This window comes from Actinomadura sp. NPDC000929 (assembly GCF_040492065.1).
GTDB classification, from domain to species: Bacteria; Actinomycetota; Actinomycetes; order Streptosporangiales; family Streptosporangiaceae; genus Spirillospora; species Spirillospora verrucosospora.
The window spans coordinates 1-23,705 of sequence record NZ_JBEUPA010000137.1 but is presented as its reverse complement, the minus strand read 5'-3'; the positions used below and the strand labels follow the sequence as shown (position 1 = coordinate 23,705).

Below are 23,705 nucleotides of genomic sequence, written 5' to 3'. Positions count from 1 at the left end.
GCCAGGAGGCTGGAATAGAACAGGTCGATGAACCTGCGGAGGCCTTCGTGCCCGCCGGCGTGCTCGAAAAGGGTTTCCATGATTACACCATTACTCGCTTGACGACGGTCAGGTTCGTTTATCGCAGGCGGCCGCCGGTCTGTCGAGGCCCGGTGCCGGTTGTGGTCAGGGGCCAGGTCGGTGATGCCGCGTTCGGCGCGGTCGTCGCTGTCTTCCCATGGGCTGGCTCGGCGTCGCCACCGCCGGATCGGTCTCCAGCTCTAGCCGATCGTCGTGATCGTCCTCGCACTGACCGGCAACGGCGCCTAGTGGCTGCCGCGATGGCTGAACCGCCTCCTTCCCCACCTCGGCATCGAGGGCGCCACCCTGCGACGATCCCGCCGCGCCGGGCGAGCACGCCAGTGATCGAACGCAACGAACTGTGAAAGCCAACCGCGGGCGACAGGCCACCGCGTCGAGGAGACCGGCCGCCTGAGCGCCGGGAACCCTTAACACGCTCGGGCGAGGAAATCTCTCCGGAGCCGGTGCGGCAGTTGACGCTCGGAGTTGTGCTTGGCAGGCCCGGCAGCCGGTTGACGCCCCCGCAGTCAATACCCCGAAGGTCACCGCTTCGGAGGACCGTGGGAAGACGCGCCGGACCGCCGCGCGACGGCAGCGTTGCGGCCATGAGCGTTCTCACTGACACCCGCGCCGTGATCGTGGCGGGGGCCGTCGCCGCCGTTACGGTGCTGGCCCCGCACCGTCCCACCTACGACCAGGGCTTCGCCCCCACCTGGGTGACGCTGGCCGGCGTCGCGCTCGCCCTGCTGTTCGCGTCGACGGAGCGCGCCTGGGCCGGACGGACCGCCGCCGTGCTCCTGCTGTGGGCGGGCGGCGGAGTCGTCCTGGACGGCTTCCGTGCCTTCTTCTGGGCGACCGGCATCCCGGCAGGCGACTTCGCCCAGGTCAACTGGGTCGGCGCGGCCACCCGCGGCACTAGCCTGCTGACCTCGGCCCTGCTGGTGCTCGCGCTCGCCCGCCGGGCCCGGGGCCCGTGGCGTGAACGACCGTGGCTCGGCTACACCGCGTTCACGCTGGCGTTCCCCTACCCGCTGCTGAAGTTGTACTGGTCGTTCGGCGGCAGCGCCGCCCGTCCGGAGCCGTACACCGAGGGCTTCCCGTACATGGAGTCGGTCATGCTGCTGGGCGGAGGAGTGCTGGCGCTGGCGCTGGTCCAGCCCTGGGGACGGCGCCTGCCGCGCCGCCCGCTGCTGGTGCCCGCGTGGGCGGCGACCGGTGCGCTGGTCAGTATGGGCGCGCTCGCCGGTTTCGGCACCGTCGCACAAGCCGTCGGGCTGAGCGACGGTCCAGTCGACTTCGGCGATCCGCTGACCGTCGCGATGGTCGGCGCGGTCTACGGGTCGTGGCTGCTGTTCGGCCTGACGCTGGGCGGCGCCACCCTGATCTACCAGCGGCTCACCCGCTGACCTACCCTTCACCCCATGCGTGCAGCACGTGCGGACGCGACGTTGGCATTCGTCAGCGGTATCCCCCTGGCGAGCCTGTCGGCGCTCGTCGCTGCGCTCTCGGTCCCGGGAGCGCGCGCGACGGTCCTTCTGATCGCGGCGATCGTCGCGCACCTGGCCCTCATCGGACGCCGCACCCGTCCGCTCGTCTCACACGCCGTGGTCTGCGCCGCGTTCGTCACGCAGGCCACGGTCACCGGCCTGTTCCTGGTGCTGCCGTCCGTCCTGGTCCTCCCGATGTCCCTGTACGCGGTGACGGCCTACGGCCGACGCGCCGTCGCCCTGGCCACCGGCGTTCTCGGCTCCTGCCTGGTCGCCGCCTGCTTCGCCGCCGACGGCAGCGTCCGCTCGGCGAGCCTGGGGCCGAACCCGTGGCTCCTGCTCGCGCTGCTGCTGGCGATCGTCGCGGCCGCGTGGAGCATGGGCTTGGTTCGTCGCACCCAACTCGCCTTCGCCCAGAACTCGGCGGAACAGGCACGGCAAGAGGAGCGCACCCGCATCGCCCGCGAGATGCACGACGTCATCGCCCATTCCCTGGCCGTCATCGTCTCGCAGGCCAAGGCTGGCCGCTACGCCCCGGACCACGCGGCCGACGCACTGTCCGCCATCGAGGACGCCGGACGAGCGGCGCTCACCGACATGCGCGGCCTTCTGAGCGTGCTGCGCCCTGACCAGAGCCCCCAACCGACTCTGCGCGACCTACCGGCACTGCTGGACCAGGTCCGCTCCACCGGCCTCGAAGTCAGCCGCACCGACCAGGGCACACCCCGTCCACTCAGCCCCGCCGCAGAGCTGGCCGCCTACCGCCTGGTCCAGGAAGGGCTGACCAACGCCGTGAAACACGCGGGGACCACCGTCCGAGCGGTCGTCGCGCTCGACTGGGGCGCCGACGCGCTGACCATCGCCATCCGGGACAACGGCACGGCGGTTCCGTCCACACCTGGCATGGGCCTGAGCGGCATGCGTGAAAGGCTGCACGCGCTGGGCGGTTCCCTCAATGCCGGCCCGACCCGGGACGGCTATATCCTGCGGGGTCACCTTCCGTACCCGGAGACGTCATGACCATCAACGTCGTGGTCGCCGACGACCAAGACCTGGTCCGCACCGGAACCGTCTTGGTCGTCGATTCCCAGCCCGACCTGCGTGTCGTCGGCCAGGCCGCCGACGGAGCCGAAGCCGTCCGCTTGGCCCCCGCCGCCGACATTGTGCTCATGGACATCCGCATGCCCGTCATGGACGGCGTCGAGGCCACCCGGAGAATCTGCCGGGCGACCAGGCCTCGGGTCCTCGCCCTGACGACCTTCGACCTGGACGAATACGCGTTCGCCACCCTCAGAGCGGGAGCCTCCGGCTTCCTCCTCAAGGACGCCCCCGCCGAGGAGATGCTGACCGCGATCCGAACCGTCCATCGGGGCGACGCCGTCATCGCCCCCTCCACGCCCCCCCCCGCCTCTTGGATCACGTGGCCCCCGGCCTTCCGAGCCCCACCGGCCCTGACCCCCTCACCGACCGCGAACGCGAAGTCCTCCTCCACATCGCCCAGGGCCTGTCCAACGCCGAGATCGCCGCCCGCCTCCACCTGGCCGAGGGCACCGTCAAGACCCACGTCGGCCGGATCCTCACCAAGCTCGACGTCCGCGACCGGGTCCAGGCCGTCATCTGGGCCTACGACCACCGTCTCGTCCGTCCCGCCTAGGCCGTGTTTCGAAGTGGGGTGAGTGTCGGCGTGTTGTGAGCCGGACGCAGTGAGGTCTCCGGTAGATGGTTCATCGACCAAGAAGAACCTGAAACCGGAGACCTCGTGGCCACCCTAGGGGCGACGAGGCGGTTCGACCTGACCGATGCGCAATGGGCGATCCTGGGGCCGCTGCTGCCCGTTCCCAGGCGATCGGGTCGACCGTCGAAATGGACCAAGCGGCAGCTCATCGATGGGATCCGCTTGCGGGTGCGGACCGGCGTTCCGTGGCGGGACGTGCCCGATTGCTACGGCTGCCGAGCTGTCGCTCAGCTCGGCGCAGGCATGTGTGCTCGGGCGACTCGATGAGCGACGCGCCATGGGCGCCTTGGCCGAGGAGCTCGGCTGCGATGCCTCCAACATCACCCAGATCGTCGCGCGTCTCGAAGCGCTCGGCCTCGTGACCCGCGAACCGAATCCCCGGGACCACCGCGCACGGCTCGTCGCGCGAACTTCCCGAGGAGACGAGATCAACCACCGGTTCGCCACAGCCTTCACCTTCGCCCGCACGGCGGTCGGACGCCTCTCACCCGACGAACAGGATCAGTTGACGGCGCTGCTGCGCAAAGCACTGGGCTGACACGCGCCCGCAGCCCCACCCGACCAAGGTGGATCCAACCGCTTCATGGGTGCGGGCGGCTGCAGCACAACGCCGCCAGCCGCGGCCGCTCATGAGTCAACGGTGGAGGGCGCCCGCGTCCGGGCCGCCCTCCGCCTGCCTCCCCCGACCGCGCCGCCGGCCGCTCGGCCTGGCACCTGAACCCTGCGGCGAGTGCCGCCAGCAGGCCCCGCGGGGGCGGGGTCTATTCCAGGAACTCGCTGGCCAGGGCGGTGGTCCGGTCGCCGACCTCGCGGGTCGCCTCGTCGATCGCCGCCATCTGCGCTGCCGTGCCGGCGGCGCCTAGTAGGCGGGCCGGTTGACTGCGCGGCGGGTCGGCGTCTTGCGCTGAGGCGATTCGGCCCGGCACTCGGCCGAGCAGGGCCACCAGGCGGGCGGACCTCCAGCTCATCTGACATCCGACTGTTAATGCGAACGATTTCGCGTTATCCTGTGACACAACCCATAGGAAGGGGCGTCTCGGATGGACGCGAAGCCGCCCGCGACGGGGGCCGTGCGCCCCGGCGGCCGGACGGCGCGCACCCGTGCGGCGGTGCTGGCCGCGACCCGGGAGGAACTGGAGGCCGGCGGATACGCCGGGCTCACCCTGGAGAAGGTGGCCGCGCGTTCGGGCGTGCATCTGGCCACGCTGTACCGGCGATGGCGGACGGTCGAGGGGCTCGTCGTCGACCTGCTGGGCGAAATGGGCAAGACCGAGATCCCGATACCCGACACCGGCTCGCTGAAGGACGACCTCCGGGCGCTCGCGCTGGAGATCGCCGCGCTGTACCGGCAGCCCAGGGCCCGGGCGCTCGTCGAGGGCGTCGTGGCCGCCGCCGTCCGGTCCCCCGAGGCGTCCACCGCCTGGGCGACGGTGATCGCCGAGCGCAACCGCCTCGCGTCCCGGATCGTCGAGCGGGCCGTGGGACGCGGCGAACTGCCGCCGGGGACCGACGGCATCGCGGTCACCAGCGCCGTCGGCGCCCCCCTCTACTACCGCCTGCTCGTCGCCCGCGGGCCGGTGGACGACGAGATCGCCGAGAGCGCCGCAGCGGCCGCGTACGCCGCCGCCCTCAGCGGCGTCTTCACACCCGGTGACTCCCCCGGCCCTCCATAGGCCGCGGCGTACACCCGCCGCACCAGCGAAAGGACCCGCACAATGCGCCAGGACATCGAGTTCATCTCGGCCAGGACGACCGAGGTATGCAAGAGCTTCGACGCCGACCGGCGCGCCCGGTTCAACGGCGAGGCGCCGGCCGAAAGGCAGCGCCGATTCGCCGTCCAGGCCTCGCACGAGATGCGCACACCGCTTGCCGCGCTACGACTGGAGTTGGAAGAAGCCCTGACCAACAGGGATGTCGCCGACCCCTTCGCGGCGTTGAAGGAAGCGTTGCAGAGCGTCGAACGCTTGGAGAACACAGTCATCGCCCTGCTCTGGTCGCTCCAAAGGGACGCTTCGGAGCACCCCTAGGCTGCAGCGGCCGGCGAGTGCTACCGCCGCCGGCACCGGCATGGCGGGTCGGTCAGGGGATGGCCCGGTCAACGGACCGAGATAGGAGGCCGTTCTGCTGGGCAACGGCCTGAGCCCACCGGCCCAGCGTCTTCGTGGCAGCGCCGGAGTCGATGGCCGCTGCCGCCCCCCGAAGGCCGGCGACCCTGCGGGCGCGCACTTCGCCGTCCAGCCCGCGGTAGGCAGCGATCGCGGCGGCCACGTTGATCAGTACGACATCCCTGACCGGACGAGTCTCGCCTTCACCGACGCCGGCGGCCGCGAACTGCGCGGCATGGCCGCCCGCATGGGCCTGCCCCACTGACCCGCACCGGATCAGACCAGCTGCTCACCGCGGGGTTACACCTATGAAGACGGTCCGGATCACGCCAGTGAGCGATCCCAGCCGCCCGCACCTGGTGACCACGCGGGCTCGCCGCATTCGGGCCGATTTGACCCGCAGCAGGGTAGAGGGCGCCGTGCGGCCCGGTGAGGCGTCCAGACTTCACCGCCCCTCAGTGATGCACGCAACCGGATCAGCACCCGGCCCGGCTCCCGTCCTCGCCGTATCGAGTGGTCGGCAAGGTGGACGGTGCGCCGGTCAATGCCGTGCGCGTCGCAGGATAAGGAGCTGGCCGATCTCGGAGACGTTCTTCATGAGTTCGATGTTCACCCATGCGCACATGTCGGCGACGGTGTGGCCCGCCTCTGCGGGCCAGGGGAACGCCGATCGTCGTCGAGGCGGTCGGTGGCCGCCAGCGCCGTCCGCCATGCCTCGTGGATGTCGCCCAGCCATTCGGTGATCGAGGTGCAGGTGCCCGGCCACTCGATCTCTTCGCGTGCCGGGATGTCGGTCTGCTTCAGATGAGCGAGCGCCGTGGTCCACCACCAGCCGATGTGCCAGGTCAGCCAGGCGATCGTGGGGGCCGGGACGGGAGTGGGCTCGACGTCGGAGAAGTCAGGGGCCCCACCGCCCTCGACCTGGTGCATGGTCCAGTACGACGGTGCCGGTTCCCAGAACAGGTCGTCCTCGCGCCACTGCTGCGCGTGGTAGTCGAAGAGCGCCCAAGCGGTCGACAGTTGCTGCTGGAGCACCTGCCTGACCTCGGTCATCCGGTCCACCTTCGTTCCATGCCGCGTACCCGCCGCCCCGGTCTTCGTCGAGGCCGACGCCCTACAGAAGCGCCGTGGGGGAGGCCGCCGACAGCGTCCTCCCCCATCGTGGCGATCAGCAGGCGTGCCCAGGGGCGGTCACGACGGGCGTGTGGACGAGCTCGCGATGACGGGGCACCCGAGCGGCCCGCTCCACGGCCATCTTGGTCGTGTTCAGCACCCAGCGGGTGGTGCGGCGGGAGCGCATCGAAGATCGCAGCCGGGTCCTCTCCAGGCCCGCGATGCGGCCGGGGCCCTGGCCGCCCCCGGGGACCGCCTGGTCGATCTGCTGATCGCCGGCGAGGCGCTGTTCATCCACTCGGCCCGCCAGCTCCGAACCATCAACAAGCCTCGAACGCCGACACTGCCCGCCCTCACCTGGCCGAGCTGACCGTGGCCTCCGAGGGGTCCATGGACCGCTACAGCCGGGCGAAGTTCCCGCACTGGATCACCATCTCCGGAACGTGCAACACCCACGAGCCCGTCCTGGAACGCGACGGCGAAAACATCCAGACCAACGACCAGCACCAGGCCGTCTCGGGGACCCGGACCAGCCCCTATGACGGGGCGACCTGGACCCAGCGCGACGATCTGGACATCGACCACATGGTCCCCCTCGCCCAAGCCTGGCGCTCGGGCGCCAACGCCTGGACCACCGCCCGGCGCCGCCAGTTCGCCCACGACCTGACCTCCTCGCAGCTGTGGACGGTCACCGACAACGTCAACTAGGCCAAGGGCGACAAGGACCCGGGTGGCCGGATCCGGCGCGGTCACCACAGGCGGACGGGTGAACGCCAGAAGCGGCCGAGGCGTTGAAACGGCGTGGACGAGGCGAGGAGGGGGCGCGGAATCGAGCTCGCGGCGGAGGAAGCCCGCGGCTCAGGCCGCGCTGCTGGTGGCCGGTGTCAGATCTGGCACCAGGAAATCACTTCCCGCTACGTAGCGAAGCCTTCGCGGAGGGGGCTTGGTGACGCAGACTCGGAGAGCAGCCGCTGATATGCCGTGACCAGAACCGACGCCATGGCCACCCCTTTCGCAGAGATGCTCCTCGATCTCCTGAGCACGTCGCCCGCGACATCAGCGCCACCTGGAAACACCTCTTCGCGTCCTACCGTTTCGCGCGGCCCGTACGGCTCCTTCCTCTGCCAAGTCGAACCAGCTGCCCACGGTCTTTGTCAGGTGACCCGGATCAAGCTTTCCAGCAGGTGGCGAACGGCCGGGACGGGCGGGCCCGGCGGGACGGCGAGGTAGGTCGTCATCGTGGGAGAGGTGAGGCGGCGGACGGTGACGCGGGGGATTTCGGGGAGGCCCGCCACCTCGTAGAAGACGGTCCAGGACGGGTCGCCCACGCCGATGTCGGTGAGGGTCTCCTGGAACGTGGTGAAGGGCGGGCCGAGCGGCGGCGCGATCCCGGCCGTCCGGCAGGCGCTGGTGATGAGGTCGTGGAAGGGCGGGTTGTCCTCGCGCGGGGCGAGGCGGAGGGGGAGGTCCGCCAGATCCGCGAGGTCGAGTGCGGGGCGCTGCGCCGGGGCGTGCCCGGCGGGCAGGGCGACGTACAACGGGTCCGTCCAGACCGGGAGCAGTTCGAGGCCGGGGGCGTCGCTGAGCGCGCGGATCAGAGCGGCGTCGAGCTCGCCGGAGCGGACGGCGGACAGCCGGTCGGGCAGGGCCAGGCGGCGGGGGCGGACCTGGACGCGCGGCGCCACGGCGGCCAGCTCGCTGAGGACGCGGTAGATCCGGTCGCCGGGGCCGTGCACGGTGCCCAGGCGCAGGACGCCGTCGACACCGGCGCGGACGTCGGCCGCGACCTGCCGTGTGCGGTGCAGGGCGGCGAGGACGGCACGCGCCTCGGGCAGCAGCCGCTCGCCCGCGCCGGACAGCTGGACGCGCCGGGTGGTGCGGTCGAAGAGCCGCACGCCCAGCTCGCGTTCGAGCCGGCGGACCTGCTGGCTCACCGCCGACTGGACGATGCCGATGCGCTCGGCGGCGACCCCGAACCCGCCCTCCTCGGCGACAGCTACGAAGTACTCCAGCTGGCGCAGTTCCACCCGGCCCCCCTCGATTCATCTCGATCCGTGATGACTCAGGATCCAAAGCGCCTGTGGTTCGCGGGTTGTTCCCCGGCTCGAATGGAGCTCGGACGAAAACCCGATATTCGACAGGAGCGTGAGGTCGTTGCATCCCCTCGTTGTCATCCCGGAGGCCGCGGAGGCCGTCGGACTTCCGGAAGGTGGGGCGTTCACCCTGCTCGCCGACGCGAGCCAGACCGCGGGCGCGCTCGGCGCCAACCGGCTCACGGTGGGGCCGGGCCGCGACGGCGCCGCCCCGCACTACCACGCGCTGTCCACCGAGCTGTTCTATGTCGTGGACGGGACGATGGAGTTCCTCCTCGGCGATCGGGTTGAGACCGTCGCGGCGGGCGGGTTGGTCGTCGTCCCGCCGCGGCTACCGCACGCCTTCGGCGCGGCGGCCGGCACGGGCGCCGACCTGCTGGCCGTCCTCGCGCCCGGGGTCGAGCGCTTCGGCTACTTTCGGCGGCTGGCCCGCGTCCAGCACGGGCTGGAGCCGTTCGAGGGACTGCGGGCCGAGCAGGACCGCTACGACGTGCACTTCGTGGACGACGAGCGCTGGTCGTCGCTGCGGGGCGACCGGTGACCGCGACCGCGGAGGCCGGGGTCGCGGCGCCGCGCATGGGCCCGGTGCCGACCGCGCTGCGGCTCGGCGCACTGTTCGGGCCGTCGGTGTTCGGCGTGACGGCGGCGGCCGTGGCCCTCCCGGAGATCGCCAGGGAGTTGCACGCCGGGCCCGCGGAGGTCGCATGGGTGCTGACGGCGCACGCGCTGGCGCTCGGCGTCGGCACCGCCGTCTTCGGCCGTCTGGCAGATGGGTGGGGCACGCGGGCCACGCTGCTGATCGCGGCGGCGGTGCTGGCCGCCGGGGCGGTCGTGTGCGCCGCGGCACCGAGCCTCGGCGTCCTGGTGGCCGGACGGCTCGTCCTGGCGGCGGGGTCCGGGGGGACGGCGGCGGTGGGGGCCGCGCTGCTCGCCGGTGTGGAGCCCGCCGATCGTCCGAGGGTGCTCGCCGGATACGGCGCGGTCATGGCGGTGTTCGCCTCCGCGGCGACGCTGGCCGGGGGCGCGGTGACGACCTGGCTGAGCTGGCGTGTCACCGTCGTGCTTCCTGTGCTGTCGGTGGCGGCCGTCCCGTTCTGCCTCGGGCTGGCGCGGCGGCCGGGGTCGCGCCGTTTCGTCGATGCCGCGGGGGCCGCCGCGCTGACCGCGGCCGTGAGCGCGATGCTCGTGCTCATCCAGGCCAGGACGCTCGACCTTGGCGGCACGGTCGTCGCCGCGCTCGCGGCGGCGCTCGTCCTCTCCGGCGGGGCGCTGGCATGGCGGGTGGCGCGGCGGCCGGACGGGTTCGTCCCGCACCCGGTGCTCGGCGAGGCGGGCTACCGGATCTCGGCGGTGATCGGGGCCGGGGTGTTCGGCGGGCTCTTCGCCGCGATGTACGTGGTCCCGCAGGTCCTCGCTGGGGAGCACGGCTGGAACGTCCTCAAGATCGGCGCCGCGCTGCTTCCGGGCGCCGTGGTCGGCGCGGCACTGGCCCGGCGCGCCGGCTCTCTCGGCGCGCGGGGCGGCCGCCTGCTGCTGGCCGGCACCGCGCTCGCCGCGGCCGCCGCACTGGCCGCGGCTTCCACAGGTGAGGGCGGCCCCTGGCCGCCGGTCGTCGCGGCGTCGCTCTGCCTCGCAGCGTTCGCCGTCACCCAGGTCGTGATCACCGGTGAGGTGTCGGCACGACTCCCGATGCCGCTGCGCGGCGCGGGCATGGGCCTGCTCAACCTGACGTTCTTCGTCGGCGGCGGGGTCGGCTCGGCTCTCGCCGGGGCGCTCGCGGAGTCACGGAGCCCCTCCCCCATCCTGGCGGTCACGGCCCTCTTCCCCCTGACTGCCGCCGCCCTGGCCACCGCCCGCCGCTCCACTTGAAGGCTGCTGCGGCCCCCTCCGCCGGGCGGAGGGGGCCGCAGGTGTTGGCGGATCATGAGAAACCGTCACCCTGTTGATGCCGCTGCTGGACAAGGTGCCGCCCGTCCGAGGCCGGGTCGGAGGGCCTCGCCGAAGACCCGAGCGGATGCTGGCCGACCGCGGCTACGACCACGACAAGCACCGCCGCCTGGTCTGGAGCAAGGGCGTCAAACCGGTCATCGTCCGCCGCGGCAGCCCGCACGGCTCGGGACTGTGCGTCCACCGCTACGCCGTCGAGCGCACGATCGCCCTCCTGCACTGGTTCCGCCGCTTACGCATCCGCTGGGAGACCCGCGACGACTTCCACGAGGCGTTCATGACCCTGGCCGCAGCCATCCTCTGCTGGCGACGCCTCGTCCGCTGATTCTGTACGACCTCTAGCCACCCTGAACTCCCGGCCTGTTGGGCATGCCGCGAAACAGATTTCAGCCCGACCCGGCTCGGGGCACCTGAGCGGACAAGCGACGACCACTCAACCCACTGTCGACCACGCAGATTGAGCGGTAGCGCGATCTTCTTGTGGCCTCGTTCACGATCTCCCACAATTGACACCCCCGCCACCACGACCTCGCTAACCCACGGTAGCCAGAGGCATCAGGCCCGCCCGGACTCCTGAAAGCCGCTCCATTGACCAGCTCGCTCGTTGGCCTCTCGCTCACGGGCATCCGCGCCCGCCCGGCCAGCGCCGGAGTGATGACCACCACCGTCAGCGTCCCGACCCGGCGCCCGGTGCACCGTCTCGGAGCCGTCGATGAAGAGCGGCAGCGTCATGCTCCTGGAGATCAGGCGGGCGCATCCTCTGGCGCGGGGCGCCAACAGGGGATCGTCGCCGCCCGGGACTCCAACCATCATCTTCTATCAATGTAGAAGATGGGACCGGCGGCCGACCGCACGGGACTGGCCGACACCTCGGCACCGCGCAAGCCGGCACGGCCGACCGGAAAGCTCCCGCCATCTCTGGAACCGATTCCGGCTTCGTGATCAGAGGCTAACGATGCGTGATAGGGTCGTGATCTGGCTGCCACCCGCTTTCTGACGGGCGCTCGAATGCACTGACAAGCAGCTTGGCGAGCCATCAGCGCTTCACGTACAGGTCAGTTGATAGCGGACGATGCGGCTGGATGAGCCCGGCCCGATCGGAGGACGTCGCCGGTGGTAGGGCACAGCACGATGAGACGTGCCGCCGCCTTGCTCATCATCGTCCTTTGCGGCTGCCTGCACCTGGTCCTGAACACGGCTCTCCAAAGCGCAGGACCCGGCGAGTTCACGGCGCCGACTTCGGCGGGCAGCATTCAGCTGAGCGACTCGGGCGCACTTCGCTCCAGTTCGGAGGAGCGGAAGTCCGCACAGGAGTCGCCCAAACATCTGACTGTCCGGGCGAGCAGTCGCGTGGCCAACCCCAAAGAGGTCAAAGCCCCGGACACCCCGACACGCTCGGCATTCACCGCCGGCGTGAGCACGATCGCGTTTCCGCGCCGCGTCGGCGGGCTCGTGCACGCGATCAGCAGACGTACCACCGGGAACATACCCGCCATCCTCCAGGTATTCCGTTGCTGACAGCGCCCTCCGGCGCGTGTTCTTCCTGCCGAAACACCATTTTGAGGGCGTAAGCCGTCGTGCCTGGTCGTTACGACCATGCCACATGGAATGAACGACGCTCTTATCGCACATCGGTATCGGAACGGGTCAACGCGACCGGACGACCACACCGTCAGATCGTCCTTTGTCCAACTCCTACGATGCCCTCGCATTCGCGGGGACACCCTGGAGGTATTTCGCATGCGCACTTTCATTGACCATGCCCGAACGTTCGGCTCCCGGGCCGCGGAGAACGGCGGAGAACTGCATCGGCTCGCCGACGGCCAGTCGCCCCTGGCGCTGTTCATCACCTGCTCCGACTCGCGCGTGATCCCTTCCCTGTTCACCGGAGCCCGTCCAGGCGAGCTGTTCGAGCTGCGCACGGCGGGCAACATCGTTCCGCCGTACCGGCTGGACCGTCCTACCAGCGAAGCGGCGACCATCGAGTTCGCGATCGAGATCCTCGGCGTCGCCGACATCGTGGTGTGCGGCCACTCCCACTGCGGGGCCGTCGGCGCCCTGGTCCGCGGCGACGACCTCAGCGCCGCCCCCGCCGTCCGCACATGGCTGGCCGAGGCCGCCGGCACCTCGCCGCGTCTGCCCGGTAACGCCCCATCCGAGCGGGCGGCATCCCCTTCCGCCGGCTGCGGCGACCTGGCGGCAGCGGTCCAGCGACATGTGCTCGATCAACTGGAGCGGTTGCGCACCTATCCCGGCGTGGACGAGCGGGCCGCCGACGGCCGGATCGGCCTGCACGCCTGGTACTACGAAGTGCACACCGGATCGGTGCTGGCGCACCGGCCGGACGCCGACACCTTCTCTCCCCTGTAGGTGAGGACCGATGCTCCCAACGACCCTGCGGTCCTCCCGAGTGCTCCGGAACGAGATCACCGCGTCCCTTGTCGTCTTCCTCGTCGCCATGCCGCTGTGCGTGGGAGTCGCGGTCGCCTCCGGCGTCCCGGCCGAGCTGGGCCTGATCACCGGCATAGTCGGCGGCCTGGTGACCGGTCTGCTTCCCGGCAGCAGCCTCCAGGTCAGCGGGCCCGCCGCAGGCCTGACCGTCCTGGTGTACGAGGCCGTCCAGACATACGGCCTGAGCACGCTCGGCGCGATAGTCCTCGCGGCGGGCCTCCTGCAGTTGCTGCTCGGCGCGCTGCGGATGGGGCGGTGGTTCCGCGCGATCTCCGTGGCCGTGGTGGAGGGCATGCTCGCCGGAATCGGCCTGACCATCATCGCCGGGCAGTTGTACGCCATGGCCGATGCCACCGCGCCCGGCTCGGGCATGGCCAAACTCGCCGGGCTGCCGGGCCTGCTCCTCGACAGCACCCGATCAGCCGCGGCGCTGGCCGCGCTCGGCATCGGCGCGGGCACCGTCGCACTGCTGGCGGGATGGGCGCACTTGCCGGAGCGAGTCCGAAAAGTTCCGGCACCGCTCGCGGCCGTGGCTCTGGCGACGGGTGCGTCCTTCCTGCTGGATCTGCCCGTGGCTCGGCTGGACGTACAGGGCCTTCTCGGAGCCGTCCAGCCACCCGGCATCGGCGACGTGGCCCGACTGGCCGAGATCGGCGTCCTCGGAACCGTGCTGGCATTCGCGCTCATCTCTTCCGCGGAAAGCCTGTTCAGCGCCGCCGCGGTCGATCGCATGCACGACGGCCCCCGTACCGACTACGACAAGGAGCTCATGGCCCAGGGCACCGGCAACACCGTGTGCGGGCTCCTGGGAGCCCTGCCGATGACGGCGGTGATCGTACGCAGCGCCACCAACGTGCAGGCAGGAGCGCAGACCAAGGCTTCGCGCGTCCTGCACGGGCTCTGGATTCTCTTGTTCGCCGCGGCCTTCCCCGCGGCGCTGGGAATCATCCCGCTCGCCGCCCTCGCGGGCGTGCTCGTGCACGCCGGCTGGAAACTCATGCCTGTCAAGCAGTTGCGCCCCTTGTGGCGCCGTCATCGCGGCGAGGCACTGATCCTCGTCCTCACGGCCACGGCAGTGGTCGTCCTCAACCTGTTCGAGGGAGTGCTGCTCGGCCTGGTGCTGGCTGTGATCAAGACAGCCTGGGAGACCTCGCACATCCAGATCGAGGTGGACGAAAGGGAAGAGGTGACCGGCGCGGACGGGCGTCCGGTGCGTGTCGCCCTGGCCGGCCACGCCACGTTCTTGCGTCTACCGCAGATGTTGGACACCTTGGAGAAGCTCCCCCGAGATCGGCCGGTCCAACTGGACCTCACCGGTCTGTGGCACCTGGACCACGCCTGCCACACGGCGCTGATGAACTGGGTGGAGCGCCACAACCAGGCGAGCCTCGACATGGTCTCGGTCGGAGACGCCCGATCCTGAGGTCCGCACGGAACCCGTGACGGGGGGCAGATGCGGGCGTCCGGCCCGCATCTGCCCCCGTCACTCCGTCTCACACGGGCATGTGCGGACCCCCGTCGAGCAGGATGTGCAGGCTGCGCAGGTCAGCCCAGACGGTCAACGTTCGTCCGGCCAGACCCTGGGGAACCGAGAACCGCTGCCGTCCCGGCACCAGAGTCACCCGGCCGCTGGGTGGGACGCGGACCTCGAACCGCACCGCCGACTCCTGTGGCCGGTCGGCCGGTGGCTCGATCACCTCGACCCGCAACGGTGCCGCGGCCTCATCCTGGCTCTCAGGCTCCGGCTCGGGCTCGGGCTCGGGCTCGTCGGGGCGGGGGGAGCCTGCGGACGGAACACGCTGGCCGAAGTTGCCATGTTCAGCGCTTGGTGGGGCCGCTGGCGACCGGCCCTACCTCGCCCCGGCGCTCTACTCGCTGACGGTCGTACCGAGCGACCACGTGCCCGACTCGGCCAAGGCGCCTTGTGGCCAATTGACGTGGATGCACGATGGCCCCCGCGAGCCTCCACCGCGCCGGGACCGGGCGGCGGCTCCCTACGGGCGGGCCTGCTTCGGCAGGGTGAGGAATCGCGGCGCCGTCGCCGGTGATCGCGATGGTGTGCTCGCTGTGGGCCGTCCGGCAGCCCGGTGCGCTTCGGAGCGTCCACCCGTCGGCGTCGGTGACGAGCTCGGCGGTGTCCTCCATGATCCACGGCTCCAGCGCGAGCAGCAGCCCGGGGCGCAGCCGGTACCCGCGGCCGGGGCGCCCGGTGTTCGAGATGTGCGGGTCCTGGTGCATCGTCGAGCCGATGCCGTGGCCGCCGAACTCGGTGTTGATCGAGTAACCCGCCTCCCGGAGCACCGAGCCGATGGCGTGCGAGATGTCCCCGGTGCGGGCCCCGGGCCCGGCGGCGGCGATCCCCGCGCTCAGGGCGCGCTCGGTCGCGCCGATCACCCGCGCCTCGGGCCGCAGCATCTCCATCACCCACCGAACGATCAAGAACGATCGCCTCGCCGCCGCAGGGTTCGTCTAGGCCTTCACCGCTTCCACCAGCTACGAACCCGCACGGGCCCACTATCAGCGACACCGCGAGAACGGGGACAAACACCCCGGCGCCCTGCGGCACCTGTTCAACCGGATGCTCGGCCAGCTCTTCCACTGCCTCCACACCGGCCAGACCTACGACGCCGGCAATGCCTTCACCCGCGCTCTGCCGACCGCAGCTTGACGGCTTAGCGCCATCGGAGGTCTCGCTCCGCCACCGGCGTCCCGATCAGATATCTGATCTCCTATCTTGCGCCGCCCGGCCGGAAGCATGGAGACGGTGTCCGAGGGCGTCGAGCACGGCGGCGGTGTCCAGATAGAAGGGACGCATCTCGCGGATCAACCCGTTCTCCAACGTGAACCACTGCATCACCGAGGTCTTCAGGGCACGGCCAGTCGCGCGGGCCCGCAGCATCCCCCTGTTGTAGACCGCGACAGTGGGACCGTCGGCGGCGAATCGCTGCTCTAGGAATTCCAGCGAGGTCCACTCCTCGCTCATCGCCGCCATGAAGGACTCGATGCCGGCGGGCCCGGTCCATTCACCCCCGTACGGCAGGCTCTCGGCCTGATACATGACGACGTCCGGGTGCAGGTGCGCGGCCATCCCGGAGAAGTCGGCCTTGCCGGGGCCACCGGCGGTCACGTAGGCGGCCTCGGCCGCGAAGAAGTCCTTGAGCGTCCTCAACGAGTCGTTCTTGGACAGGCGAACACCACGGCGGGCGAGCGGGTTGCAACCAGCCAGGGCCGGTCGCCGTCCTCCTGGCGCTCGTCCTCGTCCGCCGTCCGCTCTTTCGGCAACGCTCGCCGGAAGTCCTGCAAGGCGTCCCTGGGGACGCGCTGAGACGTCCTCTAGCGGGCGGTGGACGTCTAGAGCTTGTCTCGAAGTGGCCTCGACCACGCGCTCGAACGCTTGACCTGGCCGGCGGAGCGAAGCCGGAGGCGAGCGGAACCGGGCGGATAGCGAAGCGATGCCGCATTCGCCCAGGCCCGGTCACGGAGCGAGCCGCCAGGCGAGCGAAGTGGGCCGGGACTTCGAAACACGGCCTAGCCGTGAAGCCCAGCGAAATGCCCGACCACTCCACCTGCGCGAACGTGATCCGCGACGTCCTGGCCTCCAAGGGCGCAGAGATCACCGTCGGCACCGCGCCGCCGGTCGTGCACAACCCCTACGTCACCGACCCGATCCTTCTGCCCGCACAAGGTCGCCTTCTGGATCGAGCCGGCCGGCGAGCAGATTGCCCAGTGGGCCAAGGACGCCGACCAGGCGGACCGATGAATCCCGCGGTGCCGGACGACCTGCTGCTCGTCGCCCTGTCCGCATGGACCGGCAAGACGCTGCGCAGCCTCTACGACCTGATCGAGGACGCCGCCGCCGGGTTCACCGGCTAGGCGCATCCACATCAAGGCCACGCTCGCCCGCCCACTCCGGTCAATGCTCCGAGGTAGGGCTGCAGGGTCTGCACCAGCCGCTGGGGGTCGACTCCGGCCACTCCCTGCAACTGGCCGGGGCTGACACCGACCAGCAGGTAGGCGTTGCCTTCGCACCACTGCGCGGCCACCTCCGGATCCCGGTTGGCGAAACCCAGGATCTGCCGGACCAGATGCAGCAGCCCGGGCTGCGAGGTCAGGTCCAGCGTGCTCTTCCACTCCACCCACAGCGACTCGTCCTTGTCGTCGGCGGCGCGCACGGCCTCGACCAGACGCCGCAGCTCACTCGGGCGGCGGAACGGACGGGACAGGTCCTCGATCGGAAACGGCACAGCCCGCAACGCTACGCCGCCCACCCGGAGGCGACCAGCGGTTTTGCGTCGAACCGCCCTCTATGGCCAACTGCGGCAGCTGACCGTCCGGTGCGGTCGCCCGGGGCCGGGCGCGTTCAAGGCTGCCGGGCAGGTCCCGGTGCCGGCGGCGGACAGCAGGTGCGCAGGTAGGCCTGCAGCTGCTGGATCGACGCTCGTACTTTGTGAATCCGAGCTTGGCGTACAGCTTGAGGGCAGGCGTGTTTGTGTCCTTGATGTCCCGTAGGACGTACTCCTCGTAGCCGGGCAGAGCTCGCAGGTGCTGCAATGGTGCCTGGCCGACCTCGGTCTCACCTTGTCGAGGAGGTCCACACCGACGACATCTACGCGCGTCTTGCCGAGCTCGACCACTCGGCCAGCTGACCGCCGGTTCAGCTCGTCATCGCCGCACCGACATCGAACTCCGTGCCGAACGGGTCCGTGATGTGAGCGACCCGCCCGTAGATCATGTCGTAGGGCTCGGCCGAGGTCCCACCCGCGTCGACCGCTCGCCGCGCCGCCGCATCGGCGTCGTCCACCTGGAACAAGGTCCCCCAACGGGACTTCGTGGCCTTTGGGTCACCGGCGATGCCGCCGATCTCGTGGCCATCCGGCCTGCGCAGGAACGTGAAGTCGAGCTCGGGCATGTCCGGGTTGGCATCCAACGTGTAGCCGAAGACCGCGACGTAGAAGTCGCGCGCGGGCCCGGATTCCGCGGTGACCAGGTCGTTGCGGAGCAGGGCGTTCGGCTCGTTGACGATCTCGCAGCCGATGTGGGCACCGGCCTGCCACAGTCCACACTGCGCACCGGTGGTGTCCTTGATGATCGCCGTCCGGCCCTGGTCCAGCACGTCCATCGGGCCGGTGATGATCGAGCCGCCCGCGTCCCGCGCTCGGGCGGCCGCGGCGTCACAGTCATCCGTCGCGAAGTAGACGTTCCACCAGAAGTCCGTGGCGTCGGGATCGGGGTTCGGCCTGATGGCCGCGACGGGTCTGCCCCGTAGCAAGCACTGGGTGTAGTGGCCGAACTCCGCCGGTCCCACATCGAACTCCCAACCGAACAACGCGCCGTAGAAGGTCATCGCGCGGTCGAGATCCGGGATGCCCAGGTCGATCCAGGTCGGTGTGCCAGCCGGCTGCGTGGTGGTCAGCTCGCTCATCGTCTCTCCTTGTCGTGTCCCCATCTTGTCCCGCATGACCCCGGAACCTAAAGCACCGGTGTAAACCCAGCTCACACCGACGTGGGCTGCCCCCTCCCTCACTTGCACTTCGGGCCGCGCATAGGCCGTGACGTCGTGGCCGCGCTCCAGGAGTTCGACGACGGTCAGGGAGCCGATCGCTCCCGTCGCGCCGAAGACGGTGACGGTCATGCTCAGAACGACCAGGGACCGAACCGGGCCACGGCCACGAAGGCCGCGACGACGAACAGCACGCCGGGGAACGCGATGGCGCCGGGCTCGTGGCGGCGGCGGTGGGCGTTCATCGCCAGGAGCATGGTGATTGCCAGGCCGGTTGCTGCGAGCGGCGTGAGGATCGGGGCGATGTCCAGAGCGGCCGGAAGGATCAGGCCGATCGCGCCGAGGAACTCCGCGGTGCCGATGAAGCGCACGGTGCCGGTCGAGTAGTCCTCCACCCACGGCAGCTTCTCGAGAAGCTTCTCCTTCGACTGGGTCGTCTTCATGACGCCGGCCATCAGGAACATCGCGGCCAGGATCCCCTGGAGCACCCACAGGAACACGTTCATCAGTCAAGGTCCTTCTCGTTCGAGACTTAGTGGCGCGGACGCTCCGGGTCGGTGTTGCGAACGGATTAGTTGAGCACGGTGCGCGGCCAGCGCCTCGGCGAGTGGGGCGTTCTCCGTTCCGTCGTCGAGACCGCCCCCGACCAGGATCACCGGGGCCCGTCGCCGTGCCGTGTGTAGCCGATGGTGGTGCCGTCGACGGAGGTCACAGTGTTCATGCTCCTAATTTAGGAGCATTCACACCTGGTGCGCAAGTACACTCGGGTGCATGAGCAAGAAGCGGCTGTTCGACGACCCCTGCGGCATCGCGCGAGCGCTGAACGCGGTCGGCGAGCGGTGGGCGTTGCTCGTCGTGCGGGAGCTGGTCTTCGGCCCGAAGCGCTACTCCGACCTGCACCGCGGGCTGCCGCAGATGAGCCAGAACGTCCTCGCGCAGCGGTTGCGCGAGCTCGAAGCCGACGGCCTGGTGCGGCGAAGGCGCCTGGGACCGCCTGCGCCCGCCGCCGTGTATGAACTCACCGAGCGCGGGCAGGAACTGGAGCCCGTGCTCCGCGCGCTCGCCCACTGGGGCAGCCGCGCACCGCTGCCCGAGGACGGCGCGGCGGAACTGAGCGTCGACGCGCTACTGTTCGCCCTGCGCGCCACCTTCGATCCGGCACTGGCGGGTGAGCTGTCGCTGCGCTGCCAGCTGGACGTCGCGGGCGATCGGTTCCGCATCACCGTTGCGGGCGGGCGCCTCGAGCTGGACCGCGGTGAGCACGCCGAACCCGAGGCGTGGCTGAACGTGCCGGAGGCGGCGACATTGCGCGATCTGGTGTTCGCCGGTGCGGCGCTGCACGACGCCGTCGAGCGGGCAGACACCGAGGTGACGGGCGATACCGCGCGGCTCGCCGCACTGCTGCGCTGCTTTCCCGCAGCCGTGCGGTATCCGGCACCACAGGACCCCGGGCCGCCGGATCCCGTGTCGCCGGGCCTCGGGTCACCGAACGCCGAACTCCCGGATCCCGCCGTCAGCGCAGGAAGTCGGCGGGGGTGAGCGGCAGTCCGCGGACCCTGGACACCGGTGGCGAGGTTACGCCGGCCGACAGTTCAGACTCCGCGGGCTCGTGGAACTCATCGCCGAGACGAAGACGCACCACTTGGATAGCGACCAGCAGCTCAACGCCTGGCGCTGGTCCACGACCGAGCATGATCGACTTGTTGCAGTAGCCCATCCCCTAACGGACACGCACATCGGAACGGAATGTCACGCCAGCGTCAGCCGGAACGACCGCCTAACGAGACTTTTCGTTCCGATGCTGGTCGACCCTCCTCCCATGAACCCCAGGCTAGTCGAACATGTTTTCGGTTCCGGCTGCAGGGTGGGAACCGGGCGGGTTTTAGCTCAGGGCGCCAGGATGCGCCGGGCGACCGCGGCGTAGCGGGCGGCCGTGGTGTGGGAGACGTTGAAGACCATTGCCAGGTGCAGCGGGTCCGGCGCCGCGGTCAGCGCCTCGTGCAGCAGCCGGTCGCGGCGGATGCGTTCCAGATCCACCCCGCGCCGGGACACGTGCGCCCTCAGGAAGGCCGACGAGACCGGCCCCTGGCCGAGCGCGGATTTGGCTGACAGCACCAGGTGCGGGTTCGGGGTGAAGGGCCAGGTCACATGGCGGTGGTCAAGCCAGGTCACCAGCGTGCGGTAGGGCAACTCGCCCAGGCGCTGCCGGTGCCCGGCCAGAGTGATGCGCCGGTTGGGCAGGTCGACGTCCGGCAGGGCAAGGAGCCGGATCGCCTTCGGCCGTGCGGCGTGGACGGCGGCCAGGGCGACCACCATCCGTTGCAACGGGGTGGTGGTGAGCTGCTCAACGGCCCGGATCTCCTCCTCCGTCATCGGAAGGAAGCTGGGATCGACGGTGGGCAGGGTCAGCCGGGTCGTGGGATCGGTGAAGATCAGGCCGCGTCGCTTAGCGAAGCGGAACAGCGATCGCAGGGCGTTGATCGCAAGGCAGCGCTGGGCGACGGTCAGCGGATCGAGTCCGGCGGTGATGTCGGTCGCGGTGATCTCCCGCAGATGGCGGCGGCGCACCGCCCAATCCATCAGCAACGGCCGGACCGCGCCGAAGTAGGCGTAGATGCTGGAGTGGGCCCGCGGCCGGGACCGATCCTCCCCGTCCAGCAAGACCAGCAGCCACGCGCGCACGTCGTCGGCGAACCCGGCGGGCAGTTGCCCGGTGCGCCGGTCGATCCAGGCGCGGATCGGCGCGACGGTGTCGTCAACGACGATCAACCCGATATCGCTGAGTACCTCGCATATCCGGGGAGTAGACCCGGGCCCCCGCAGGGCGTGGATATCGCTGAGCGTGATCTGCCGGTCCGAGACGGGTCGGGCGAGCACCGCGGTCAGACCGTCGAGGGTCTTGAGCAAGGTCGTAGGCGACCAGCCGTGCAACTCGGTCAGTTCCTGCGCTCGGGCGGCGGCGGCCGCCAGGACGGGATCGTCGGCGGTGAGCGCGGGATGCCGCCAGCGCCCCATGGGCGCCAGTCCGCGGGCCTGCCGGGCGCGGCCACAAGCGTCACGGCAGCGCCGGTCGCAGAAGAGCCGATCGCGGCGTGAACCTCCCGGCAGCGGACTGCCGCAGTGCCGGCAGTTCACCGGGGCGGCAGTGAGCGACCGCTCCGGGGTCGAGGAGTCACCGAGGGCGGCTGCCCGGCGGCTTTGCGTTGCTGGTCATCGGCTTCTGGAGCGGGGACGCTATCGGGTTCAGGCAGCAGCAGCTCCTGCACGCCGCAGCCGAGCACGGCGCAGATGACGTCCAGCTCGTCCAGGCGGACGCTGTTGGGCTGGCCCGACCACAGTCCCGACATCTTCCCCGCGCTGATGACCATGCCGCGCTCGGCAAGCATCCGTTGCAGCTCGCTGGCCTTCCATATGCCGCGGTTGGCCGCGGCCAACCGCAGGTTCCACTTCATATCAGGCCAGTCCCTTCCATCGGTCGGTCGCGCGCTGCTGCCCCTGCACCCAGGCGTCCTCGACATGAGTGTGGTTGACGTGGACGTATCGGACCGTGGTGCCGGTCCAGGCGTGGCCGAGGAGTTCTTGGATGGCCAGCAGGCTCATCCCTCCCCTGTACAGCTGGGACGCGCAGTAGTGCCGCAGCACGTGCGGAGTGAGCCGGCCCGTCCACTCCGGGAGGTGCTTTGTGGTCGCTTTGGCCAGCGACCTGCGGAAAACGTCCGCCGTTACCCGGCAGCTCGAACCGTCCTGGTTCTTGCGCTCGGAGGGGAACAGCGGGGCGCCGGGCCGGGCGTGGTCCAGGTCGAAGTAGCCCCATACGTCCTCGATGAACCAGCGAAGGCTGCGGTCGGCGCCGTTGATGAGCGGCACGAGCCGCTGCTTGGGGCCGCGCCGCCGGGCGCCCTTGCCGTGCCGGACGTTCAGCTTCCCGAATCGGCCCAGGTCCCAGCGGACATCGTGCAGATCCAGCATCCGCGCCTCGTTGATGCGCAATCCCACATCGGCCGCCAGGCGCGCAGCCGCGTAGTTGCGTGCCGTGGGCGCGAACTTGCGGCAGACCGCCAGGTCCTGCCGCCACCCGGCGATCAGCGCCTCGATCTCGGCCTCCGAGGGAGGCACCCGCAACTGCAGCTCGATCGACAACTGCGGTCGGTTGATCTCATCCAGCGGGCACTCGACCCGTCGCCCGACGATGTTGTACAGCTCCACGGCATGCCGCAGCTCCAGAAACTGGAAGTACACCGTCAGTGCGCTGGCACGCCCCTTGCGCGTTGCGGGGCTGGCGTCCCGCAGCACCTTGCCGAAGTAGACATCGGCATCAGCCGGCTCCATCTCCCACAGCGGGCGATCGAACCAGCGCCGCATCATCTCCAGCTGAAGCACGTCCGAGCGGATCGTGCCGTCAGCAAGTCCGGCCGAAGACCGCGCCAGCACGAACCCGGCCAGCACATCGGTCTCGAAGTCGAGGAGCTCTTCCTGGCTCGCCGGAACCCGCTGGTCACGTAGATCACGGACAAGCGCCAGAGTCACCCGAACCTCCTTGACTTCACCTACACCATGGGATCGTCAGGGAGCATGGAGATGTTTCACTCAGGCTGAAGTTTGCTCAGACAGCCCACGGGTCGCTGGGCAGGCGCTTCACCCCAGGTCCAGCGGCGATGGGAACCTGAGCCTCGATTCGAACCCACCGGTTGTTGCTCAGTCCCTCCCCTAGGTTCAGCGACATCAAAGACTGATTTCCTGTGGCATTCACAGCGCAACGGCACAAAGCCGTGGCGTACGCGGAGCAGACCCACACGGTCGCCGGCGGACTGAAGCGGTCCACAACCGGTTCTCGGTTCCTACGCGCGGCCGCTGCATACCTGTACTCCCGGAAGACGGGGCACCCACCTTCCTCTCGTTGCAGGAGGACGAGGACCTCCCCCGACCGCTGTCTGAATGACCATGTAAGTTCCCTCCAGTTGTGACCAGATGGGCTGGTGGACAACGGAAGGTGATCAATCATGGGCGCCAAAACAGCCGTCCTCATCTACACCGACGGCCACCCCGCCGACCTACTGCGCAGCACGCCCGAGCCCGACCCGGCGGCCACCGCGGCGCTGATCAGTCAGACCAACCCCGCCTGGGACGGATCCACCACCTCCCCGGGGAACCTGGACGACTACATCTATCCCGATCAAGGGGTCGCCTACGCAGGCAGCTTCCCCGGCATCGACG

Annotated in this window: 29 protein-coding genes and 2 pseudogenes; 17 read left to right on the top strand and 14 right to left on the bottom strand. The window is 70.1% G+C overall.

All coding sequences use genetic code 11. The annotated features are described in order from the left end of the window. Positions 1 to 665: 665 nt before the first annotated feature. From ABWI04_RS33625 to ABWI04_RS33605, 5 genes and pseudogenes are all read left to right on the top strand, one after another. Positions 666 to 1,466 (top strand): hypothetical protein, encoded by an 801-nt coding sequence (locus ABWI04_RS33625; protein WP_353834940.1) that lies wholly within the window; start codon positions 666 to 668, stop codon positions 1,464 to 1,466. 15 nt (positions 1,467 to 1,481) lie between these two features. Further along, on the top strand, positions 1,482 to 2,567 hold the full coding sequence (locus ABWI04_RS33620; protein WP_353834939.1) for a sensor histidine kinase: 1,086 nt from the start codon (positions 1,482 to 1,484) through the stop codon (positions 2,565 to 2,567). After that, positions 2,564 to 3,201: pseudogene (locus ABWI04_RS33615) on the top strand (LuxR C-terminal-related transcriptional regulator). The gene ABWI04_RS33620 and the pseudogene ABWI04_RS33615 overlap by 4 nt, the downstream one beginning before the upstream one ends. A gap of 105 nt (positions 3,202 to 3,306) precedes the next feature. Beyond that, positions 3,307 to 3,549, top strand: a complete 243-nt coding sequence (locus ABWI04_RS33610) for a transposase (protein WP_353834938.1) — start codon at positions 3,307 to 3,309, stop codon at positions 3,547 to 3,549. Then, entirely contained in the window at positions 3,434 to 3,820 is a 387-nt protein-coding gene (locus ABWI04_RS33605) for a MarR family winged helix-turn-helix transcriptional regulator (protein ID WP_353834937.1), read from the top strand. Before ABWI04_RS33610 ends, ABWI04_RS33605 begins: the two co-directional genes overlap by 116 nt. A 223-nt stretch (positions 3,821 to 4,043) precedes the next feature. Here ABWI04_RS33605 and ABWI04_RS33600 read toward each other — a convergent pair whose 3' ends face one another. Further along, complete coding sequence (locus tag ABWI04_RS33600; RefSeq protein WP_353834936.1) at positions 4,044 to 4,250, bottom strand: hypothetical protein; 207 nt, start codon at positions 4,248 to 4,250, stop codon at positions 4,044 to 4,046. A gap of 72 nt (positions 4,251 to 4,322) precedes the next feature. On the opposite strand from ABWI04_RS33600, the gene ABWI04_RS33595 reads away from it, so the two are divergent. Both ABWI04_RS33595 and ABWI04_RS33590 read left to right on the top strand, forming a co-directional pair. Continuing rightward, on the top strand, positions 4,323 to 4,955 hold the full coding sequence (locus ABWI04_RS33595) for a TetR/AcrR family transcriptional regulator (protein WP_353834935.1): 633 nt from the start codon (positions 4,323 to 4,325) through the stop codon (positions 4,953 to 4,955). Positions 4,956 to 4,997: 42 nt separating this feature from the next. Then, a complete protein-coding gene (locus ABWI04_RS33590) occupies positions 4,998 to 5,309 on the top strand; it encodes a histidine kinase dimerization/phospho-acceptor domain-containing protein (RefSeq protein WP_353834934.1) in 312 nt (103 codons plus the stop codon). A 52-nt stretch (positions 5,310 to 5,361) separates the two neighbouring features. Here ABWI04_RS33590 and ABWI04_RS33585 read toward each other — a convergent pair whose 3' ends face one another. The 3 genes from ABWI04_RS33585 to ABWI04_RS33575 form a co-directional block, all read right to left on the bottom strand. After that, positions 5,362 to 5,649: a hypothetical protein gene (locus ABWI04_RS33585; RefSeq protein ID WP_353834933.1), complete on the bottom strand. Its 288-nt coding sequence runs from the start codon at positions 5,647 to 5,649 to the stop codon at positions 5,362 to 5,364. Between the two features lie 347 nt (positions 5,650 to 5,996). Next, complete coding sequence (locus tag ABWI04_RS33580; RefSeq protein ID WP_353834932.1) at positions 5,997 to 6,440, bottom strand: DinB family protein; 444 nt, start codon at positions 6,438 to 6,440, stop codon at positions 5,997 to 5,999. Between the two features lie 115 nt (positions 6,441 to 6,555). Further along, positions 6,556 to 6,798, bottom strand: coding sequence for a hypothetical protein (locus ABWI04_RS33575; RefSeq protein ID WP_353834931.1), 243 nt, complete (start codon positions 6,796 to 6,798; stop codon positions 6,556 to 6,558). Between the two features lie 92 nt (positions 6,799 to 6,890). On the opposite strand from ABWI04_RS33575, the gene ABWI04_RS33570 reads away from it, so the two are divergent. Further along, positions 6,891 to 7,208 (top strand): GmrSD restriction endonuclease domain-containing protein, encoded by a 318-nt coding sequence (locus ABWI04_RS33570; protein WP_353834930.1) that lies wholly within the window; start codon positions 6,891 to 6,893, stop codon positions 7,206 to 7,208. 446 nt (positions 7,209 to 7,654) lie between these two features. On the opposite strand, the gene ABWI04_RS33565 is transcribed toward ABWI04_RS33570, so the two are convergent. Continuing rightward, entirely contained in the window at positions 7,655 to 8,527 is an 873-nt protein-coding gene (locus ABWI04_RS33565; protein ID WP_353834929.1) for a LysR family transcriptional regulator, read from the bottom strand. Between the two features lie 127 nt (positions 8,528 to 8,654). Here ABWI04_RS33565 and ABWI04_RS33560 point away from each other — a divergent pair, with 127 nt between their 5' ends. The 6 genes from ABWI04_RS33560 (at position 8,655) to ABWI04_RS33535 (ending at position 14,414) form a co-directional block, all read left to right on the top strand. Next, complete coding sequence (locus ABWI04_RS33560) at positions 8,655 to 9,134, top strand: cupin domain-containing protein (RefSeq protein WP_345180118.1); 480 nt, start codon at positions 8,655 to 8,657, stop codon at positions 9,132 to 9,134. Continuing rightward, a complete protein-coding gene (locus ABWI04_RS33555) occupies positions 9,131 to 10,462 on the top strand; it encodes an MFS transporter (RefSeq protein ID WP_353834928.1) in 1,332 nt (443 codons plus the stop codon). Before ABWI04_RS33560 ends, ABWI04_RS33555 begins: the two co-directional genes overlap by 4 nt. Before the next feature lie 76 nt (positions 10,463 to 10,538). Then, positions 10,539 to 10,865 (top strand): transposase, encoded by a 327-nt coding sequence (locus ABWI04_RS33550; protein ID WP_353834927.1) that lies wholly within the window; start codon positions 10,539 to 10,541, stop codon positions 10,863 to 10,865. A gap of 824 nt (positions 10,866 to 11,689) precedes the next feature. Next, a complete protein-coding gene (locus ABWI04_RS33545; protein ID WP_353834926.1) occupies positions 11,690 to 12,058 on the top strand; it encodes a hypothetical protein in 369 nt (122 codons plus the stop codon). A gap of 222 nt (positions 12,059 to 12,280) precedes the next feature. After that, complete coding sequence (locus tag ABWI04_RS33540; protein ID WP_345180203.1) at positions 12,281 to 12,910, top strand: carbonic anhydrase; 630 nt, start codon at positions 12,281 to 12,283, stop codon at positions 12,908 to 12,910. Between the two features lie 40 nt (positions 12,911 to 12,950). After that, positions 12,951 to 14,414 (top strand): SulP family inorganic anion transporter, encoded by a 1,464-nt coding sequence (locus tag ABWI04_RS33535; RefSeq protein ID WP_353834925.1) that lies wholly within the window; start codon positions 12,951 to 12,953, stop codon positions 14,412 to 14,414. A gap of 70 nt (positions 14,415 to 14,484) precedes the next feature. Here ABWI04_RS33535 and ABWI04_RS33530 read toward each other — a convergent pair whose 3' ends face one another. The 3 genes and pseudogenes from ABWI04_RS33530 to ABWI04_RS33520 all read right to left on the bottom strand — a co-directional run bounded on the left by ABWI04_RS33530 (position 14,485) and on the right by ABWI04_RS33520 (position 16,160). Beyond that, entirely contained in the window at positions 14,485 to 14,688 is a 204-nt protein-coding gene (locus ABWI04_RS33530) for a hypothetical protein (RefSeq protein ID WP_353834924.1), read from the bottom strand. 297 nt (positions 14,689 to 14,985) lie between these two features. Continuing rightward, positions 14,986 to 15,382, bottom strand: a pseudogene (locus tag ABWI04_RS33525) (M24 family metallopeptidase); the annotation flags it as partial. 322 nt (positions 15,383 to 15,704) lie between these two features. Further along, positions 15,705 to 16,160, bottom strand: coding sequence for a nuclear transport factor 2 family protein (locus tag ABWI04_RS33520; RefSeq protein ID WP_353834923.1), 456 nt, complete (start codon positions 16,158 to 16,160; stop codon positions 15,705 to 15,707). Positions 16,161 to 16,525: 365 nt separating this feature from the next. Between ABWI04_RS33520 and ABWI04_RS33515 the strand changes: the two genes are divergently transcribed. After that, the gene (locus ABWI04_RS33515; protein WP_353834922.1) at positions 16,526 to 16,864 is read left to right on the top strand and encodes a hypothetical protein; all 339 of its coding nucleotides are present in this window, start codon (positions 16,526 to 16,528) and stop codon (positions 16,862 to 16,864) included. 11 nt (positions 16,865 to 16,875) lie between these two features. Here the strand turns inward: ABWI04_RS33515 and ABWI04_RS33510 are convergent, their stop codons facing one another. The 3 genes from ABWI04_RS33510 to ABWI04_RS33500 all read right to left on the bottom strand — a co-directional run bounded on the left by ABWI04_RS33510 (position 16,876) and on the right by ABWI04_RS33500 (position 18,997). Continuing rightward, positions 16,876 to 17,235, bottom strand: coding sequence for a hypothetical protein (locus tag ABWI04_RS33510; protein ID WP_353834921.1), 360 nt, complete (start codon positions 17,233 to 17,235; stop codon positions 16,876 to 16,878). 410 nt (positions 17,236 to 17,645) lie between these two features. Beyond that, a complete protein-coding gene (locus ABWI04_RS33505; RefSeq protein WP_345180194.1) occupies positions 17,646 to 18,623 on the bottom strand; it encodes a VOC family protein in 978 nt (325 codons plus the stop codon). 2 nt (positions 18,624 to 18,625) lie between these two features. Continuing rightward, entirely contained in the window at positions 18,626 to 18,997 is a 372-nt protein-coding gene (locus tag ABWI04_RS33500; RefSeq protein WP_179843825.1) for a DoxX family protein, read from the bottom strand. Between the two features lie 265 nt (positions 18,998 to 19,262). Here ABWI04_RS33500 and ABWI04_RS33495 point away from each other — a divergent pair, with 265 nt between their 5' ends. After that, positions 19,263 to 20,030, top strand: coding sequence for a winged helix-turn-helix transcriptional regulator (locus tag ABWI04_RS33495; protein ID WP_179843826.1), 768 nt, complete (start codon positions 19,263 to 19,265; stop codon positions 20,028 to 20,030). Positions 20,031 to 20,378: 348 nt separating this feature from the next. Here the strand turns inward: ABWI04_RS33495 and ABWI04_RS33490 are convergent, their stop codons facing one another. The 3 genes from ABWI04_RS33490 to ABWI04_RS33480 all read right to left on the bottom strand — a co-directional run bounded on the left by ABWI04_RS33490 (position 20,379) and on the right by ABWI04_RS33480 (position 23,018). Further along, positions 20,379 to 21,506, bottom strand: coding sequence for a site-specific integrase (locus ABWI04_RS33490; protein WP_353834920.1), 1,128 nt, complete (start codon positions 21,504 to 21,506; stop codon positions 20,379 to 20,381). Between the two features lie 116 nt (positions 21,507 to 21,622). Beyond that, on the bottom strand, positions 21,623 to 21,943 hold the full coding sequence (locus tag ABWI04_RS33485) for a helix-turn-helix domain-containing protein (RefSeq protein ID WP_353834919.1): 321 nt from the start codon (positions 21,941 to 21,943) through the stop codon (positions 21,623 to 21,625). 1 nt (position 21,944) lies between these two features. After that, a complete protein-coding gene (locus tag ABWI04_RS33480) occupies positions 21,945 to 23,018 on the bottom strand; it encodes a tyrosine-type recombinase/integrase (protein WP_353834918.1) in 1,074 nt (357 codons plus the stop codon). 473 nt (positions 23,019 to 23,491) lie between these two features. On the opposite strand from ABWI04_RS33480, the gene ABWI04_RS33475 reads away from it, so the two are divergent. Further along, positions 23,492 to 23,705 (top strand): DUF6928 family protein (locus ABWI04_RS33475; RefSeq protein WP_502913203.1); only part of this gene is annotated, 214 nt, incomplete at its 3' end.